This is a genomic window from Shinella sp. WSJ-2 (assembly GCF_003432075.1).
GTDB lineage: Bacteria > Pseudomonadota > Alphaproteobacteria > Rhizobiales > Rhizobiaceae > Shinella.
Genome location: NZ_QWBU01000007.1, coordinates 1 through 15,617, shown reverse-complemented (window position 1 = coordinate 15,617; position 15,617 = coordinate 1). Strand labels below are relative to the sequence as shown.

Here is a 15,617-nt window from a genome sequence, read left to right as displayed (position 1 = left end):
CATGTCACATTTCGACCACAATGGGAATTTTGCAGCCACTAGGCGAATAAAAAGCCGCGCCGGGGTCACCGGCGCGGCTTTGTCGTCATTTTCACACGCAGTGCGTGGAATCAGCCGGCTTCGCTGACCCGGGTCAGCGCCACGGCGAGGCTGGCGAGCTGCTGTTCCAGCTCGGCGAAGCGTTCGCGCTCGGCTTCCACCACTTCGGGCTTGGCGTTGGCGACGAACTTTTCGTTCGAGAGCTTGCCCTGGATGCGCCCGGCTTCCGCCTTCGCCTTTTCGATCGCCTTTTCGAGGCGGGCCTTTTCGGCGCCGAGATCGATCAGGTTGCCGAGCGGCAGGCAGGCCGTTGCCTCGCCGATGACGATCTGCGCCGCCCCCTTGGGGGCCGCGTCTTCGAGGCCGATCTCGGAGACACGCGCCAGGCGACGGATCGCGCTGTCGTGTGTTGCAAGCCGCTTCTGAGTCAGCGCATTCGCACCCACCACGATGAGCGGCGCGGTGGCGCTCGGCGGCACGTTCATCTCGGCGCGAACCGAGCGGATGCCGGATACGAGGTCGATCAGCCAGTTGATCTCGTCGGCCGCCGCATCGTCACCATAGGCGGGTGCCGGCCATTCGGCGTGGCAGATCAGACTGTCGCGGGTCTTGCCCTCGCCCGCCGTATGCGCCCACAGCTCTTCCGTCATGAAGGGCATGAAGGGATGGAGGAGCTTGTAGGTCTCTTCCAGAACATAAGCCGCGCAGGCCTGCGATTCCGCCTTGGCCGCCTCATCCTCACCGGAGAAGACCGGCTTCAGCAGTTCCAGATACCAGTCGCAGAACTGGTTCCAGATGAAGCGGTAGAGCGTGCCGGCCGCATCGTTGAAGCGGTAGGTCTCGATCGCTTCGGTGACGTCGCGCGCCGTGCGGGCGAGCTCCGTCAGGATCCAGCGGTTGATCGTCAACGAGGCGGCTTCCGGCACAAACTTCGGATCGGAGGCGACGCCGTTCATTTCGGCAAAGCGCGTGGCGTTCCACAGCTTGGTGCCAAAATTGCGATAACCGGCGATGCGGGCCGGATCGAGCTTCACGTCGCGACCCTGCGCAGCCATGACGGCCAGCGTGAAGCGCAGCGCGTCCGCACCGTATTCGTCTATGAGTTCGAGCGGATCGATGACGTTGCCCTTGGACTTCGACATCTTCTGCCCGTTCTTGTCGCGCACGAGGGCGTGGACATAGACGGTATGGAACGGCTCGACGGGGTTGCCGAGCTCATCCTTCATGAAGTGCAGGCCCATCATCATCATGCGGGCGACCCAGAAGAAGATGATGTCGAAGCCGGTGACCAGCACGTCGGTCTGATAGTATTTCGCCAGTTCCGGCGTCTTTTCCGGCCAGCCGAGCGTCGAGAACGGCCAGAGCGCGGAGGAGAACCAGGTATCGAGCACGTCCTCGTCGCGCGTCAGAATCTCGCCCGGCGCAAAGTTCTCCAGCTTCTCCTCGACCCAGGCCTTCCACGGGCCCTCATGGGCGATGTAATGCTGGATGGCGGCGTGCAGCGCCTCTTCCTCGGTCTTTTCGACGAAGACCTGGCCATCCGGACCATACCAGGCCGGGATCTGATGGCCCCACCAAAGCTGGCGCGAAATGCACCACGGTTCGATGTTTTCCATCCATTCGAAATAGGTCTTTTCCCAGTTCTTCGGGACGAAGTTGGTGCGGCCCTCGCGAACGGAGCGGATGGCCGGCTGCGCCAGCGTCTTGGCGTCGGCGAACCACTGGTCGGTCAGCATCGGCTCGATGACGACGCCGGAGCGGTCGCCGAAGGGCTGCATGACCTTCTTGTTCTCGACGTACGGAATGTCGTTGCCTTCGCCGTCCTTGACGGTGACGGCAAGGCCTTCGGCATTGATGGCGTCAACGATGCGCTTGCGGGCTTCATAGCGGTCAAGGCCGCGATATTCGTCGGGAACGAGGTTGATGTCGTCGACTTCGGCCTCACCGGGAACATGGCCGGACTTGGCGATCTCGAGCGCCTGCGCGGCGTAGACCGCATAGGGCTCGCCGTCGGTACGCATGGCGGCCTGCGTGTCCATCAGGCGATAGAGCGGAATATTGTTGCGCTTGGCGACCTGGTAGTCGTTGAAGTCGTGCGCGCCGGTGATCTTGACCGCACCCGAGCCGAAATCCTTCTCCGGATATTCGTCGGTGATGATCGGGATCAGGCGGCGGTGTTCCTTCGGGCCAACAGGGATTTCGCAAAGCTTGCCGACGATCGGCGCATAGCGCTCGTCGGTCGGGTGAACGGCAACCGCGCCGTCACCCAGCATCGTCTCGGGGCGAGTCGTCGCGATGGAAATATAGTCGCGCTCTTCCTGGAAGGTGACGTTGCCGTCAGCGTCCTTCTCGACATAGGTATAGGTGGCCCCGTCGGCGAGCGGGTACTTGAAGTGCCACATATGGCCGTCGACTTCCTTGTTCTCGACTTCGAGATCGGAAATCGCCGTTTCGAACTTAGGGTCCCAGTTGACGAGACGCTTGCCGCGGTAGATCAGGCCTTCCTTGTAGAGAGAGACGAAGACTTCGAGCACGGCTTCGGAGAGGCCCTCATCCATGGTGAAGCGTTCGCGCGACCAGTCGCAGGAGGCGCCGAGGCGCTTCAGCTGGTTGAAGATCAGACCACCCGATTCGGCCTTCCATTCCCAGACCTTTTCGATGAAGGCCTCGCGGCCCATCTCACGGCGGCCCGGCAGCTTTTCGGCGGCAAGCTTGCGCTCGACGACCATCTGGGTCGCGATGCCGGCATGGTCCATGCCCGGCTGCCACAACACATCCTTGCCGCGCATGCGCTCGAAGCGGACCATAATGTCCTGCAGCGTGTTGTTGAGCGCATGGCCCATATGCAGCGAACCCGTGACGTTCGGCGGCGGGATCACGATAGTGAAGGTCGCAGCGCCGGGCTTTGCGCCCTCGCCGGCGCGGAAAGCATCCGCCTCTTCCCACGTTTTGGCGATGCGCGGCTCGACCGCTGCGGAATCATAGGTTTTTTCAAGCATTTTCGTGCGTGGCCTGCTGTTTATCGGTTGGGTTTTGTAAACCGGATGGCCGGCATGGAGTCAACAATATCAGAAGAAAAGCCGCGCCGGGTGGCCCGGCGCGGCTTTATCCATCTTTGGTAGAAGGACGGCGTCGGTCAGCGGCGCGGGCCGCGCGCCACCCGTTCGATTTCCTCTCGCACCAACCGCTCCACCAGGGTCGGCAGGTTGTCGTCGAGCCATTCCTGCAGCATCGGGCGCAGCATGTCCTCGGCGATCTCGTCGAAGGAGCGGCGCGGACCGGCATCGACGGCTTCCGCCAACGCATCGAAAGACTGCGCGACACGCTCGCCGACGGCGGGCGAGACGAGGGCTGCGATCTCGCGGCCGACAGGGCTGTCTTCGATCGGCTCGGCAACGGTGGCCTGCACAGGCTCGTTGCTGGCTACCGGGGGCTCCATCTTCTCGGCAATGGGCGCGACACGATCGTTTACCGGCGTGAAGCGGCTTGCCGTAGCGGCGACACGCGCCGTAACGACAGGGTTTTCCTCGCGCGCAACAACCGGCGGTACCGGCTCGGCAACAAACACCTCGCGCTCGGCCACCGGTTCGCGGTTGGCGGCAACGTGGCGCTCGGACGCGGCGCGAACACGGGCTGCGACATCCGCCAGCGACAGTGCGGGTTGACCAGTAGTCTGTGCCGGCTGGCCGGCGCTCTGCACGGATTCAAGCGCAGGGGACTGAACCGAGGCCGAGCGGGTTTCCTCCGCATGGAACTGCTCCACGACCACGGGATGATCGAGGAGAGTGGCATCCCTTTCCGTCGAGATATCGAAGCCATCGTCATCCTGCGCATCGGCGGCGAAATCCGGCTGAGCTTCGTTGTTCTCGATGATCTTGCGGATGGACGCCAGGATCTCATCCATGGACGGTTCACGCGCTACACTTGGCTGAGCCATTTCTATCCCCGTTCTCTGCGGCGTCCGCGGCATGGCACGAAGACCTGCCGGACGTCCGCAAAACCCTAGGCGAGTTCGACGGCGAACTAAATCGCCGCGAATCATGTGTTACGAGTGATGCACAGATTTGTTTGCCGCCACAAGGGCACGGCGAAGAACGAGGCTCGAGCCGGTCAGTTGCTGTCGACCGTGCGGAGGCCGAACCACTTGTCCTTGACCTTCTCGTAATGGCGCTCGGCGCGATATTCCGTGACCTCCAGCCCCTGGCTGCGCACCGTCAGCGCCCCCATGGCCGCAATCAGCGAATAGCTGGCGACGACGGCGTCGCGCTGGGCAGACACGAGGCTTTCCTTGGCGTCGAGCACGTTCTGCTGGGCGTTCAGCACGTCGAGCGTCGTGCGCTGGCCGACATTGCGCTCTTCCACGACGCCATTCAGCGCCATGTTGGCGGCATCGATCTGCTGGCGGATCGCCCCGATGGCCGCCACAGACGCTTCATATTGCGCATGGGCGGAAACGATAGTGCGCTGGACTTCCAGCCGCGCGGAATCGACGAGGATCTGGCGCTGGCCGAGCTGTTCCTTGGCCTGGCGAATCTGGCCGTATTCGGCGCCGCCCTGATAGAGCGGAACCACGACACGGGCCGAAAGCGCGCCGGTGAGATTATCGGCAGGGCCGGCGTCGTTGTTCACGGACTTGTAAAGATCGCCCTGCAGCGAGACCCCCGGCAGCATCGTGCCTTCGGCCACCCGCACATTGTAACCGGCGGCGTCGGCGCTGCGCATGGCCGAAAGGATGGTCGGATTTTCCTGATAGCCCATCGCGACCGCGGCATCGAGCGAAGCGGGCATCGCCTTCTTCGCGGCCGCGGGCTGCTTGATCCCCGTTGGCGCGACACCGACGATCTGCACATAGGCCGCCTCGCTCTGCTTGAGCTGGGAGACAGCTGCCGTCAGAAGCGCCTTGGCAGCAGCAAGCTCGGCCTGGGCAAGGCTCACATCCGTGCGCGTGCCTTCACCGACATCGAGACGGGCATTGGCAGCGTTGAGCTGCTCGTTTAGGAAGGCGAGGTTCTGCTTGCGGATGGCGACGACCTGCTGGTCGCGGGCGATATTGGCGTAAGATTCGACGGCTGCCAGCAGGATGGAGATCTCGTTGGCGCGCAGCTGTTCGCGGCTTGCCAGAACATTCAGCTCCGCGGCCTTCACCCGGTTCAGCGTCTGGAAACCATCGAAAATCTGCTGCGTGACGGTGATGCCGTGACTGGAGGTGAGCTGCTTGGTCTTTCGCTGACCGAAGAAGGGGCGCTTGTCCAGTTTGGTGCCGGTTACTTCGTATTCCGAGACCGCGCTGATGCGCGGTCGATAGCCCGCCTTGGCGATGGTCACGTTCTCGTCGATGGCGCGCAGGGCCGCGCGGGCAGCGTTCAGGTCGGGATTGTTCTCATAGGCCTTGGCCATGGCACCGGCCAACGTTTCTGCGCCTGCCCCCTGCGGGAGAATTACGGCAGCGGAGGCGAGCGCAACGGCAAGGGCGGTTCGACGAAGAATGGACACAGTACAAAACTCCGATCCTGGATCGACCCGCCACTGAGCCGCCCTTTGACACATTTTCATCCGCGAGGCACGCATGCTTTCGGCACACGGCATCCGCTCGGAGCGGTTCCCGCACCGCTTGCGAATAGTGCGTTTAAGTTGCTTGGGAAACAGGGATCGCACCAGTCCCCTCGGGTCCGGCAGCGACAATAGGAAAGGCCCGTTGCCAAAGCGCAACAAAAGCAGGCCTTCCTGTCTTTAGCCGCTAAGCCGTCTTAGAAGACGAATTCTTTCGCCTTGCGGAAGCCTGGTAGCGGCTTGACGGCCGTGTTGAAGACGTTGCGCTCCGCAACATGGCCGCTTTCCTTGATATAGATGCGGGCCTGCGAGGCATTGCCGTAGCCTTCGACGACGACCATGCGGCCGCCATTGCGCAGCTGCGCGAAAAGGGCGGCAGGAACGAACTCGACCGCACCATGCACGAAGATCACGTCATAGGGTGCTTCCGCCGCATAGCCGGCTTCGAGATCGCCGGAAACGACGGCGACATTGTCATAGCCGAGACGCGACAGCGTTTCCGTTGCCGTCGCGGCAAGATCGGCATCGCTTTCCAGCGCCACGACCGAGCTGCCGAGACGCGACAGGATCGCCGAGGCGTAACCCGTTCCGCAGCCGACTTCGAGAATGATGTCGCTTTTGGTGATTTCGGCGAGCTGGATCAGCTTGGCGAGCGGCGACGGCTCCATCAGGTAGCGGCCGGGAGCAAGCTGGATGTCGTTATCGATATAGGCGAGCGGCTTTGCCGCGGCCGGCACGAACTCTTCGCGCGCGACGGTCAGGAAGGCGTCGAGCACCTCGTGCGACGTCACGTCCGTCGTACGGATCTGGTTGTCCACCATCTTCGTGCGCGCTGCTTTGTAGTCAATCATCTCTAGCCCTTGAATAAAACGGCGAGACCGGCGCAAAGGCCCGGCCCGCTGCCGGATGCATCGCAATTCTCTTAGTGCGGTTTCAGGGCGGGTGTCCATAGGCGCCTTCCGATTGCGCGCAAAAACCACCGGTAACGCCACCGCTTCGGGATCGGCTTCGTTACTCCGCGTTATCATGAATTTATTACTCAACATATTATTGCCTGTCCGGGGTATAATGTCGTATTGGACAGTCAGGTTTTAGCGGTGTGCTTGCGCCCGCGCCGACGGCCCGTCCTCGAGCGGGCTGCACTCAAAGTCAGACATACAAGAGGAATACGCCGTGCTGAAACGGTCTCGACTGCACTTCGCGATGATCCTGGTAGCGCTTACCGCGCCCTACGCCGTTTCGGCGCAAACCCAGGAGACACCTACGGTCCAGACGGACAGCCAGCCGATTGCCGGCCAATCGACGCAGATCCAGTCCACACAGACGCAGGCCACACAGACCCAGTCCAGCGAGATTCAGCCGACGAGTACCGCAACCGGCACGACCACAACGACGACGACCGAAACGACGTCACGTCCGACCGCAACCGAAGGCGGCGCCGACAACCCGGCAACGATGGCCGAAACCGATACCATGGCTGCCGATGGGGACGCGACGGAACTCGACGCGGTCGACGATGCGGCAGACGCACGCCAGGCTGGCCTGCCGCACGACCTGTCGCCATGGGGTATGTTCATGGCGGCCGATATCGTCGTGAAGGGCGTGATGGTCGGCCTCGCCTTCGCCTCCGTCGTCACCTGGACGGTGCTGCTGGTCAAGATCGCCGAGCTCGGCGCCGCCCAGCGCTCGGCCAGCCATGCCGTGCGTCGCCTTATCGCCGCCCGCGGGCTGGAAGACGGCGAACAGGCGCTCGGCCGCAACCGCGGTCTCGTCGCCCGCATGACGCGCGCCGCCCGCGAAGAAATGGAGGCCTCCGAGACCGTGCTCGACCACGTCTCCGACGTTGGCGTGAAGGAACGCATCGCCTCTCGCCTCGGCCGTATGGAAGTGCACAGCGGCCGCCGCATCGCCAAGGGCACGGGCCTGCTTGCCACCATCGGTTCCACGGCCCCGTTCGTCGGTCTGTTCGGCACCGTCTGGGGTATCATGAACTCGTTCATCGGCATCTCGAAGGCACAGACGACCAACCTCGCCATCGTGGCGCCCGGCATCGCCGAAGCGCTGCTTGCCACCGCCATCGGCCTCGTCGCGGCCATTCCCGCCGTCGTGATCTACAACTTCCTGGCCCGCGCCATCACCGGCTACCGCCAGAACCTCGCCGATGCCTCGGCCGCCATCGAGCGTCTCGCCAGTCGCGACCTCGACGTGCGCCGCGCCGTTCGCCATCCTGCCGCCCAGCGCGGCGAGCGCGCCGGCGCCTCCGTCGTGAAGCTCGGGTGACGCCATGGCCAGCAAGATCAAGGAAGGCGGCGGCGACGACCTCGAGGAGAACAGCGAAATCAACGTGACGCCATTCATCGACGTCATGCTGGTTCTGCTCATCATCTTCATGGTGGCTGCACCGCTGGCGACCGTCGACATCAATGTCGACCTGCCCTCCTCCGTCGCGCAACCGACGCCGCGCGAAGACAAGCCGGTCTTCATGACGCTGAAAAAGGATCTGACGGTCTCGATCGGCAACGGCGCGATCGGCCGCGACAATTTTGGCCCGGAACTCGATGCCGTAACGGAAGGCAACAAAGACACCCGAATCCTGCTGCGCGCCGACAAGGCCGTGGACTATGGCAGCGTCATGGATGTCATGAACCTCCTGCGCGGCGCGGGTTACGCCAAGATCGCCCTTGTCGGTCTCGAAGGCGCTCCGGCTCAATAATGCGGCACGGCGCGCCTGACGGGCGCGCCGCCTGCCCACAAAAAAGCGTTACAATCGACAGCAAAGCCTCTTGCACCCTGTCTGAATTCGTTCTAAACGCCCGTCACCACACGCTTTATAGCAAACGGATGGCCTCGTGGCGGAGTGGTGACGCAGAGGACTGCAAATCCTTGCACCCGAGTTCGATTCTCGGCGAGGCCTCCATCCCCTTCACTTTAAGTTTTCAACATACTGAGACGACACCGGAATTTCGGAGGTGTGGCAGTTTCGGCTTCTACCGTCCCGCCGCACTCAATTTACGTGTGGCAATCGGTTCCTAAAACGGTCCTGCTGCCGTTAAAAACCCAAAACGTGCCGCACCGTTCCAGTTGAACGCCGCCGTGGATGTGCCAGAAGGTGGAACGCCTAACCGACCGTCCAAGCGCTGACGCGAGAAGAGCGTCCCGGCAAACGGTCGACATTGAACGTCTGATAGATAACCTCGACGTTGACGTTCCTGAGCAACGACGCCGCTTACCGAGCCTGCAAGCGCCGCCCGTACGGTTCCCAGAAAAAAGATTGCTAAAGTCAGACCCGCTGTTTTCCGGTGCATGGTCTCTCAGTCCAAGCGCGTTTGGCCCGCCAGCGCGGGGTGCGAGACATCGAGCCAACCGCGCTTTGCGCACTCGTCCATCGCGGCAGTCATTGCGCTGGTGCGCGACGAGTACGGTCCCATCAACGTTATGACGTTGCCTTCGAATAAAATGGCGACTGTTTTTGTGACGACATCGAAAAGTATTTGCGGTCGCGGTTGCATGCGGCTCGTTTCCTCGAGGACATAATTTGTTGCAACGCCAGATACTGGGCTTACCGGATGAAACGTTGTGACCTTGGTGACAGGAACACACAGAGAGATGTGCTGTGACCGTGCAACTTGTGAAAACTCCGGCTTTGCACAGAGGAAGCGAAGTAGGTCATAATTTCTTGGCATTCTTTCCCCTGCTTACTCCCTCGACCATAGGCGTGAAATTGTCATTGGGGCGAGATCACCAGCTCTATGCGGCGCACCGGAAACCAATTACCGGAAGTGTGAGTCGGGACGGGAATCTGACGAAACAACGGGATTGTTGGAGAATGGGCAACATTGTACGCCTTACCGGTATGGGCGTGGCGCTGGCGGTTTCAATCATGCTCGCCGCAGGAACAGTATACGAGGCCATTGCCCGGCGTATTTCCGCTAGAGAATTCCCTCCGCCCGGTGAACTCGCAGAGATCGGCGGCCGACGCATACACATCGATTGCCACGGTAGCGGTTGGCCGACTGTCATTCTGGAGGCCGGCGCGGACACGAGCGGATCGACATTGTGGTATCCCATAGTACAGACCGTTTCGGAGACAACCCGCGTTTGCGCCTATGATCGTGCCGGCCTCATGTGGAGCGACCCGGGGCCACTTCCACGCGATGGCGAGGCGATCATTGCCGATTTGCAGAAAACGCTTGAGGTTGCGAAGGAACGTGGTCCCTATGTCATGGTAGGAGCATCGCTTGGCGGCCCTATCGTGATGCTCTACACCAAGCGGCATCCGACTGACGTTGTCGGCGTCGTGCTTGTCGATAGCGCACATCCGGACCAGATCAAAAGGCTCGAAGCGGCGTCCGGAATTGAGGACGATCCAGCACCGTTGCTCTTCCGAGCGATCGCAGCTCTCTCATGGACTGGCCTGCCCCGCTTACTCCTGCCCGCACCGGAGCTTCCCGAGTTGCCAGACCACGTCGCTGCGGAGGTTGCCGCTTATCAGATACCATCGTTGCAGGCTGCACTTGACGAGGTTGTTGCAATGCCTGCCACCTTGCAGCAGGCAGGGACCTTCCGCGACCTGGACGACCGTCCACTGGCAGTTCTCTCTCATGGCAAAAAATGGAGCGATTACACCAAAGATCAGCAAGCATCGGCTGGCATGAGTCGAGAGCAATTCGAACGCCGGGAAGATGCGTGGGCTAAAATGCAAGAGGAACAAGCGGCGTGGTCGCGAGACAGCACACACCAGACATTGCGCGATTCAAGCCACGTCGTGCAGTTGGAGCGGCCCGACGCGGTAATCAACGCTGTCAACGAAGTGGTGGCGAAGGTGCGCCGGCGGCAACAATGACGCGCCTTCGAACTGAAGAAGCCTGAGCCTGATCGGGCGCGACAAAAGTCCGATCGCGATACGGCTACTTGCCAGTGAAAATTCCGGCACTTCACCTTCAGCCGATCGATAAGAGGAATGGCCACGAACATATCCCTTGCCGGCACCTTCGGCCGCCGGCGCGAATCCGGCGCGCCACCACGGGCAAACTCGTCGCCCCGGCCGTGCGCCGATGGAAACTGCTCGTCGCGTTTAACTAGCGGCCTGAATCCTCTCACAGATCGAACAGGCGCAGCGCGATGATCCGGACCCAGCGCTATACTAACTCCATCAGAACAAATTACCCGAATTTATTCAAGAAACCGCCGTCCCAACACGCCTGAGCAGCCATTCATGAGAATATAGCAATGACCTCGCACGTCATTCTATCTAACCGTAGAAAAGGGGGAGTTTGTCATGGCATTGAAGACAATCACTACCAATTTGGATGGCAGCGGCGTTCAGGTTAATCTTGGTACGAGCGACAGCGCATATATTGCGGAAAATGTAGTTGTTTCCTCCACCGACACGACTGCGATCGTCGGAAGTGGAACGGGCCGCTCCGTCTATGTGGATGGCATTGTGGCCTCTTCCACGTACGCGATCAATTTGGGTATTGATCCGGCCACAGACCGCCTGCATCACGTTGTAATTGGAGAAACTGGCAGCCTTAAAAGCTTTACAAACAATAGCGATGCTGCGGTATGGATCTATGGCTACAGTAGCGTTGTCGAGAACGAAGGGAAAATCTGGTCGACCGGCCGTGGCGTGTATATGAACGGTTCATCCGAGGCCACAACCTCGGAAGTCATAAACTCTGGTAGAATTGAAGCGACAGATAGAGCTGTATGGCATGGCACCAATGCGGCTGAAACACTCGAAATATTCAACTCTGGAATAATAAAGGGTGGAAATTACTCCATCATTTCAACTAGCTTTCAAGCATCTTCAATAGAGGAGATAACAAACACCGGCAAGATAATCGGGACAATAAGTCTCGACGCAGGCAACGATGTCTATAACGGTGTCGACGGCCGGCTTTCGGGTACGATCTTTGGTGGTGCCGGCAACGACCTTCTTCGCGGAGGAATTGACAATGACACTTTCCAAGGCGAGGCAGACAATGACAAGCTCTATGGCGGCAAAGGAAACGACTTACTCTCCGGGGATGCGGGCAATGATGCACTCCAGGGAGATGATGGGAATGATACTCTTTTGGGGGGCACTGGCGTTGACACGCTTTATGGCGGGCTCGGAAAAGACACGCTTACCGGTGGATCCGAGAAGGATACATTCGTATTTAAAAGTATCAAAGAAAGCACAGTCTCTAGTGTTGGCCGTGACACAATCAAAGATTTCTCTCGCGCTGATGCTGAGAAAATTGACCTAAAGCTTATCGATGCAAACTCGGTCAAAAGCGGCGACCAAGCTTTCAAATTCATTGATACGCAGGCTTTTCATAAGGCAGCTGGAGAGTTGCGCTACGAGATAAAATCCGGCGATACGTTCATCTCTGGTGACATCAACGGGGACGGTAAAGCTGACTTCTCGATTGCGTTAGACGTTAGCCTAGTCATGAAGGGTACCGATTTCATTTTATAGGCGGTTAGCTGCTCACGCACCTCCCTGGCTAGCTTCTAGGCTGGCAAGCCATCTGATGATGGCCATCGGATCGTCGCGCATCTTTTTAAGTGCCATCAGTGCGCTGCATGTGACTTTCGATGTCAGGGGCGTGCTCTCAGGTACGAACGGCAAGCCGATCGTGTCCGTTGCGGCCAGTGGCCAACCCGGCTACGTGATCACAGGCAGTTCGATGGGAAAGCCGACGACTCAAGCATAGTGCGTGCTCCTTCAAGGCACCTTTTCGGCCCGGTCACGTGTAATCCTCTCCAGATCTCACCAGTTTTTCACAAAAATTCGATTGACTTTCCGCACCAAAAATAGAACATAAAGCGAACAAATTAAAGGTGATCATGCAGATGGACGCGATAGAAAGAGCCCTTGCTGTGGTCGCGGAATCCCGCGCCTGGCGAGAAAAAGTCGCGGCGGAGCGTGCGGAACGCCTGCGGAAGACGCAGGCCGCGCCTCGGCCACTCTATGTTCTTAAAAGCAAGAAGCAGTTGGAGTTGCGCCTGCAATGATCCTACACTCTTACGAGCGAGAGAAAGACGAAGCCATGGCTGTCCTGGCCCTCCACGATTGGGATGCGATTGAGGCCATCCGCACCGTGCTGGCTGAACGGGACGCGGTTGAGGACCGCCTGCGCATCGCCGCCATCGCGATGGCGCGCGGCTTCATGCAAGACCGCCCGGCCTGCGCCACCAAACCGTCGACAAACGCTGTGGATATGCGAATACTCGGCTGGCCGGCAGGTTGAGCGCGGCGCACAAAGCGTCCGTCGCGCCATCATGCGGCTCGTCATCGACAGGAGGGTCTCATGAGATTCACATCGCGTCTTGCCGGTATTTTCACCGTATTCTTCTTCGGCCTAGCACCGGCGTGGAGCGAGGAATTCCATGCTTATTTCTACGAAAATAATGAGCAGCCGGCGGCGCATCTTACCTTCAGCCTCTGCGCTGGCGATGAAGTCTCCGAATGCGTGGCCTACAGTCTTGTCTGCGATCCCGCCCAGACGCCGCCTCTACAAATCAACATCCTCAGCGGCCCCGTAGAGACAACGGCGGTCGATCTGATCAACAAGGCGTCTTCCGGCGCGACCTATGCGAACGTTCCGCTTTCCGCCGGCGCAAAGAAAATCGATCTGCCGTTCTCGATGATTCATGTCGATGCCAATGAGATGGACGGCGGCTGGATGCTCAGTCTTGGTACCTATGACACGGCTCCGTTGCTCGATACGCTCTCCAAAGAGACCAGCGAGGGCGCGACGATCACCATTGCCGGCACGACCTATTCGCTTGCGCCGCAAAAGGATGATGGGAAAAAGCTGATGCAATGGCGGGATGCGTGTGTCCGCATCCGCGGGAATTGACCCGATGCCATAGAGCGCACCTTGCGGATGCGTGTGGTCATGCGCATATGCCGGACCAGACATTTCAAACGGAATTACCCATGGCGAAGAAACCCAAGCTCGAGCATTCCGAACTCTCCGGCGAATTTACCGAGGATGACATTACCGTTCTCGTCGATATCTACCGTCCGGCCGGCACCCAGCAGGACTGGCGACTGGAGGTAGTGACGCAGAACGAAGATTTGTTCGAATGGGACGCCCCCTTTGCGACCGACAGGGAAGCGTTCGACGAGTTTCTGGCCACGGTGGCCCGCGATGGCATCCATTCCTTCCTGGAAGAGGACGACGTTCCTTCCACGCACTAGGTGCAGACCGTCTGCGGGCGGGCCGGCGGCGCTGTTGAACACAAGATAAGCGCCTGCTTTCATTACAGAATTGTAATCATATCATTCAGTTTTGGTTCATCGCACCGCGCCTAGGTTTCTCGTATCACGAGGAACAAACTGATGAAACTGTTCACCCGCACCCTTCTCGCCGCCGTTGCCCTCTCCTTTGCCGCCGCACCGATGGCACAGGCCCAGCAGCACTACGGCCACGACCGCAAGCCCGGTTATACCCACACCACGAAGAAAAAGGTGATCGTCAAGCGCCATAACTGGCGCAAGGGCGAGCGCTACTCCGATTGGCGGGGTCGTCCGGCCGTGCGCGACTACCACCGCCACGGCCTGCGCAAGCCCGCCCGCGGCCAGCAATGGGTGAAGGTGGACAACTCCTACCTTCTGATGAGCGTCGCGACAGGTCTTATTCTCGGCGTGGCCGCCGGCCGCTAAACCGGAAACGCCACCGCAGAATCTCTGCGGTGGCGTTGCCTTTTCAACGGATGAGAAGAGCCGTTCCGTAGAGGCCCAGCGCAAAGACGGTATGGGACACCAAATTGAGAATGCGCACCGCATTGGCATTGGGGAGCTTCGAGGCCGCAAAACCGATGCCGAGCCCCGGCTGCAGCAGGAACCATCCCGCACCGACGGTGACGATGCCGACAATCCAGGCCGGCAGAAAGGTCGGCGCGGCGAACCAGGGGGCTCCGGCAAACAGGGCGAGAATGATGCCGTAGAGAATACCTACCGCATAGTGGAAGATCCAGCCGAGCACCTGCTCCTGTGCATAGGGTTCTGCAGCGGCTATATTGTCATGGAAGACAGTGCCGTTCTTCAAATGCCAGACCCAGCGGCCAACCGGCGCCCAGTTCGGCCTTGACTGTCGGAATGCCTTCCAGAGCAAGGCGGCCCAGAGATCCATCAGCACCGTCGCGCCAAAGCCGATTACGGCCCCTTTCACCAGCAACTCCATATGCTTCCCCTCGACAGATATCCATCGCGTTAGATCAGGACATCAGAAGCGGTGCAAGGAGGATTAACGCGCGCTGCGGCGCGCTTTGCGGCTCGCCCACCAGACGGCGAGGCGGCGGCGCTGGCGCCGCACGAAGTGGGAATCGTGTGACAGCACGAGAAGGCCGAGCGGCACCATCCAGAAGCCGAGCACCGGCAGAAAGCCCAGTAGGCCCCCGAAGACCAGCAGCACGCCGATCAGCGTGCGTAACCAGCGCGATTCCGGCAGCTTCAAACGAAAAGAGCCGACGACGATCTCTCGAGTGCGGGGGTCGATACCGAATTTCATATCGTTTTTTTTCGTCGCCATATATTGCTCATTTCGCTGCAAGTCCCGGTTTTCCGGGCATCGTCTTGCTTCCAGTTGGAGACTTGTCCACAATCAATCAAGTCTGGCGCATTTTTTTGTCAAAAAGCGCTTGGCAAATCGATCCAGCATTTGTATTACGCGCTCACTCCGCAGCGAGCGACTGGAAACAGCAGCAAGCGGATGATCCCTGGTAGCTCAGCGGTAGAGCATTCGACTGTTAATCGACAGGTCGCCGGTTCGAATCCGGCCCGGGGAGCCAGTTTCTTCAGCTAGAGTGCTGATTACATTGAAGGAGTCGGTTCTTGATTGAGCCGGCTCCTAATTTCTTTCCTAATGACGTTTCGGCTGCATCTGTTGGCTCCTATTGGAGTCGATGTTGATTGCCACTGAGAACTGACCCGGCATTTCCACCGAGAATTGACCCGCCTATTAGATGTCGTTCGGGTCGGTGGTTGCGGTCAAGCTCTTCCTTTTCTCCTTCGTCGTTTTGGGCTCATGAGC

The 15,617-nt window shown here is 59.9% G+C and carries 16 protein-coding genes and 2 tRNA genes; 12 read left to right on the top strand and 6 right to left on the bottom strand.

Features of this window, described 5'->3' with window-relative positions:
- Nucleotides 1-110: 110 nt before the first annotated feature.
- The 4 genes from D0Y60_RS16150 to D0Y60_RS16135 form a co-directional block, all read right to left on the bottom strand.
- Complete coding sequence (locus tag D0Y60_RS16150) at nucleotides 111-3,038, bottom strand: valine--tRNA ligase (protein WP_117371002.1); 2,928 nt, start codon at nucleotides 3,036-3,038, stop codon at nucleotides 111-113.
- 137 nt (nucleotides 3,039-3,175) lie between these two features.
- Nucleotides 3,176-3,976, bottom strand: a complete 801-nt coding sequence (locus tag D0Y60_RS16145; protein WP_117371001.1) for a DUF2497 domain-containing protein — start codon at nucleotides 3,974-3,976, stop codon at nucleotides 3,176-3,178.
- Between the two features lie 173 nt (nucleotides 3,977-4,149).
- On the bottom strand, nucleotides 4,150-5,532 hold the full coding sequence (locus D0Y60_RS16140) for a TolC family outer membrane protein (RefSeq protein WP_245409208.1): 1,383 nt from the start codon (nucleotides 5,530-5,532) through the stop codon (nucleotides 4,150-4,152).
- Nucleotides 5,533-5,786: 254 nt separating this feature from the next.
- Nucleotides 5,787-6,437, bottom strand: a complete 651-nt coding sequence (locus tag D0Y60_RS16135) for a protein-L-isoaspartate O-methyltransferase (protein ID WP_117371177.1) — start codon at nucleotides 6,435-6,437, stop codon at nucleotides 5,787-5,789.
- A 325-nt stretch (nucleotides 6,438-6,762) separates the two neighbouring features.
- Between D0Y60_RS16135 and exbB the strand changes: the two genes are divergently transcribed.
- The 11 genes from exbB to D0Y60_RS16080 all read left to right on the top strand — a co-directional run bounded on the left by exbB (nucleotide 6,763) and on the right by D0Y60_RS16080 (nucleotide 14,248).
- A complete protein-coding gene (gene exbB / locus D0Y60_RS16130; RefSeq protein ID WP_245409207.1) occupies nucleotides 6,763-7,869 on the top strand; it encodes a tonB-system energizer ExbB in 1,107 nt (368 codons plus the stop codon).
- A 4-nt stretch (nucleotides 7,870-7,873) separates the two neighbouring features.
- On the top strand, nucleotides 7,874-8,302 hold the full coding sequence (gene exbD, locus D0Y60_RS16125; protein ID WP_117370999.1) for a TonB system transport protein ExbD: 429 nt from the start codon (nucleotides 7,874-7,876) through the stop codon (nucleotides 8,300-8,302).
- Nucleotides 8,303-8,432: 130 nt separating this feature from the next.
- Nucleotides 8,433-8,506 (top strand) — tRNA-Cys (locus D0Y60_RS16120).
- A gap of 909 nt (nucleotides 8,507-9,415) precedes the next feature.
- Entirely contained in the window at nucleotides 9,416-10,432 is a 1,017-nt protein-coding gene (locus D0Y60_RS16110; RefSeq protein WP_117370997.1) for an alpha/beta hydrolase, read from the top strand.
- Between the two features lie 435 nt (nucleotides 10,433-10,867).
- Entirely contained in the window at nucleotides 10,868-12,052 is a 1,185-nt protein-coding gene (locus D0Y60_RS16105; protein WP_117370996.1) for a calcium-binding protein, read from the top strand.
- A gap of 55 nt (nucleotides 12,053-12,107) precedes the next feature.
- On the top strand, nucleotides 12,108-12,290 hold the full coding sequence (locus tag D0Y60_RS16100; protein WP_117370995.1) for a hypothetical protein: 183 nt from the start codon (nucleotides 12,108-12,110) through the stop codon (nucleotides 12,288-12,290).
- A gap of 139 nt (nucleotides 12,291-12,429) precedes the next feature.
- Complete coding sequence (locus D0Y60_RS24765; protein ID WP_158565499.1) at nucleotides 12,430-12,591, top strand: hypothetical protein; 162 nt, start codon at nucleotides 12,430-12,432, stop codon at nucleotides 12,589-12,591.
- A 35-nt stretch (nucleotides 12,592-12,626) separates the two neighbouring features.
- The gene (locus D0Y60_RS16095; protein WP_147324532.1) at nucleotides 12,627-12,827 is read left to right on the top strand and encodes a hypothetical protein; all 201 of its coding nucleotides are present in this window, start codon (nucleotides 12,627-12,629) and stop codon (nucleotides 12,825-12,827) included.
- Between the two features lie 60 nt (nucleotides 12,828-12,887).
- Nucleotides 12,888-13,439, top strand: a complete 552-nt coding sequence (locus D0Y60_RS16090; RefSeq protein WP_117370993.1) for a hypothetical protein — start codon at nucleotides 12,888-12,890, stop codon at nucleotides 13,437-13,439.
- An 80-nt stretch (nucleotides 13,440-13,519) separates the two neighbouring features.
- Complete coding sequence (locus D0Y60_RS16085) at nucleotides 13,520-13,783, top strand: hypothetical protein (protein WP_117370992.1); 264 nt, start codon at nucleotides 13,520-13,522, stop codon at nucleotides 13,781-13,783.
- Nucleotides 13,784-13,930: 147 nt separating this feature from the next.
- Nucleotides 13,931-14,248 carry an RcnB family protein gene (locus tag D0Y60_RS16080; RefSeq protein WP_117371176.1) on the top strand — a complete coding sequence of 106 codons (318 nt, stop codon included), beginning with the start codon at nucleotides 13,931-13,933 and terminating at the stop codon, nucleotides 14,246-14,248.
- Between the two features lie 43 nt (nucleotides 14,249-14,291).
- Here D0Y60_RS16080 and D0Y60_RS16075 read toward each other — a convergent pair whose 3' ends face one another.
- Both D0Y60_RS16075 and D0Y60_RS16070 read right to left on the bottom strand, forming a co-directional pair.
- On the bottom strand, nucleotides 14,292-14,768 hold the full coding sequence (locus tag D0Y60_RS16075; protein ID WP_117370991.1) for a DUF2938 domain-containing protein: 477 nt from the start codon (nucleotides 14,766-14,768) through the stop codon (nucleotides 14,292-14,294).
- Between the two features lie 63 nt (nucleotides 14,769-14,831).
- On the bottom strand, nucleotides 14,832-15,116 hold the full coding sequence (locus D0Y60_RS16070) for a hypothetical protein (protein ID WP_117370990.1): 285 nt from the start codon (nucleotides 15,114-15,116) through the stop codon (nucleotides 14,832-14,834).
- Between the two features lie 184 nt (nucleotides 15,117-15,300).
- Between D0Y60_RS16070 and D0Y60_RS16065 the strand changes: the two genes are divergently transcribed.
- A tRNA-Asn gene (locus D0Y60_RS16065) sits at nucleotides 15,301-15,375 on the top strand.
- Nucleotides 15,376-15,617: the final 242 nt, after the last annotated feature.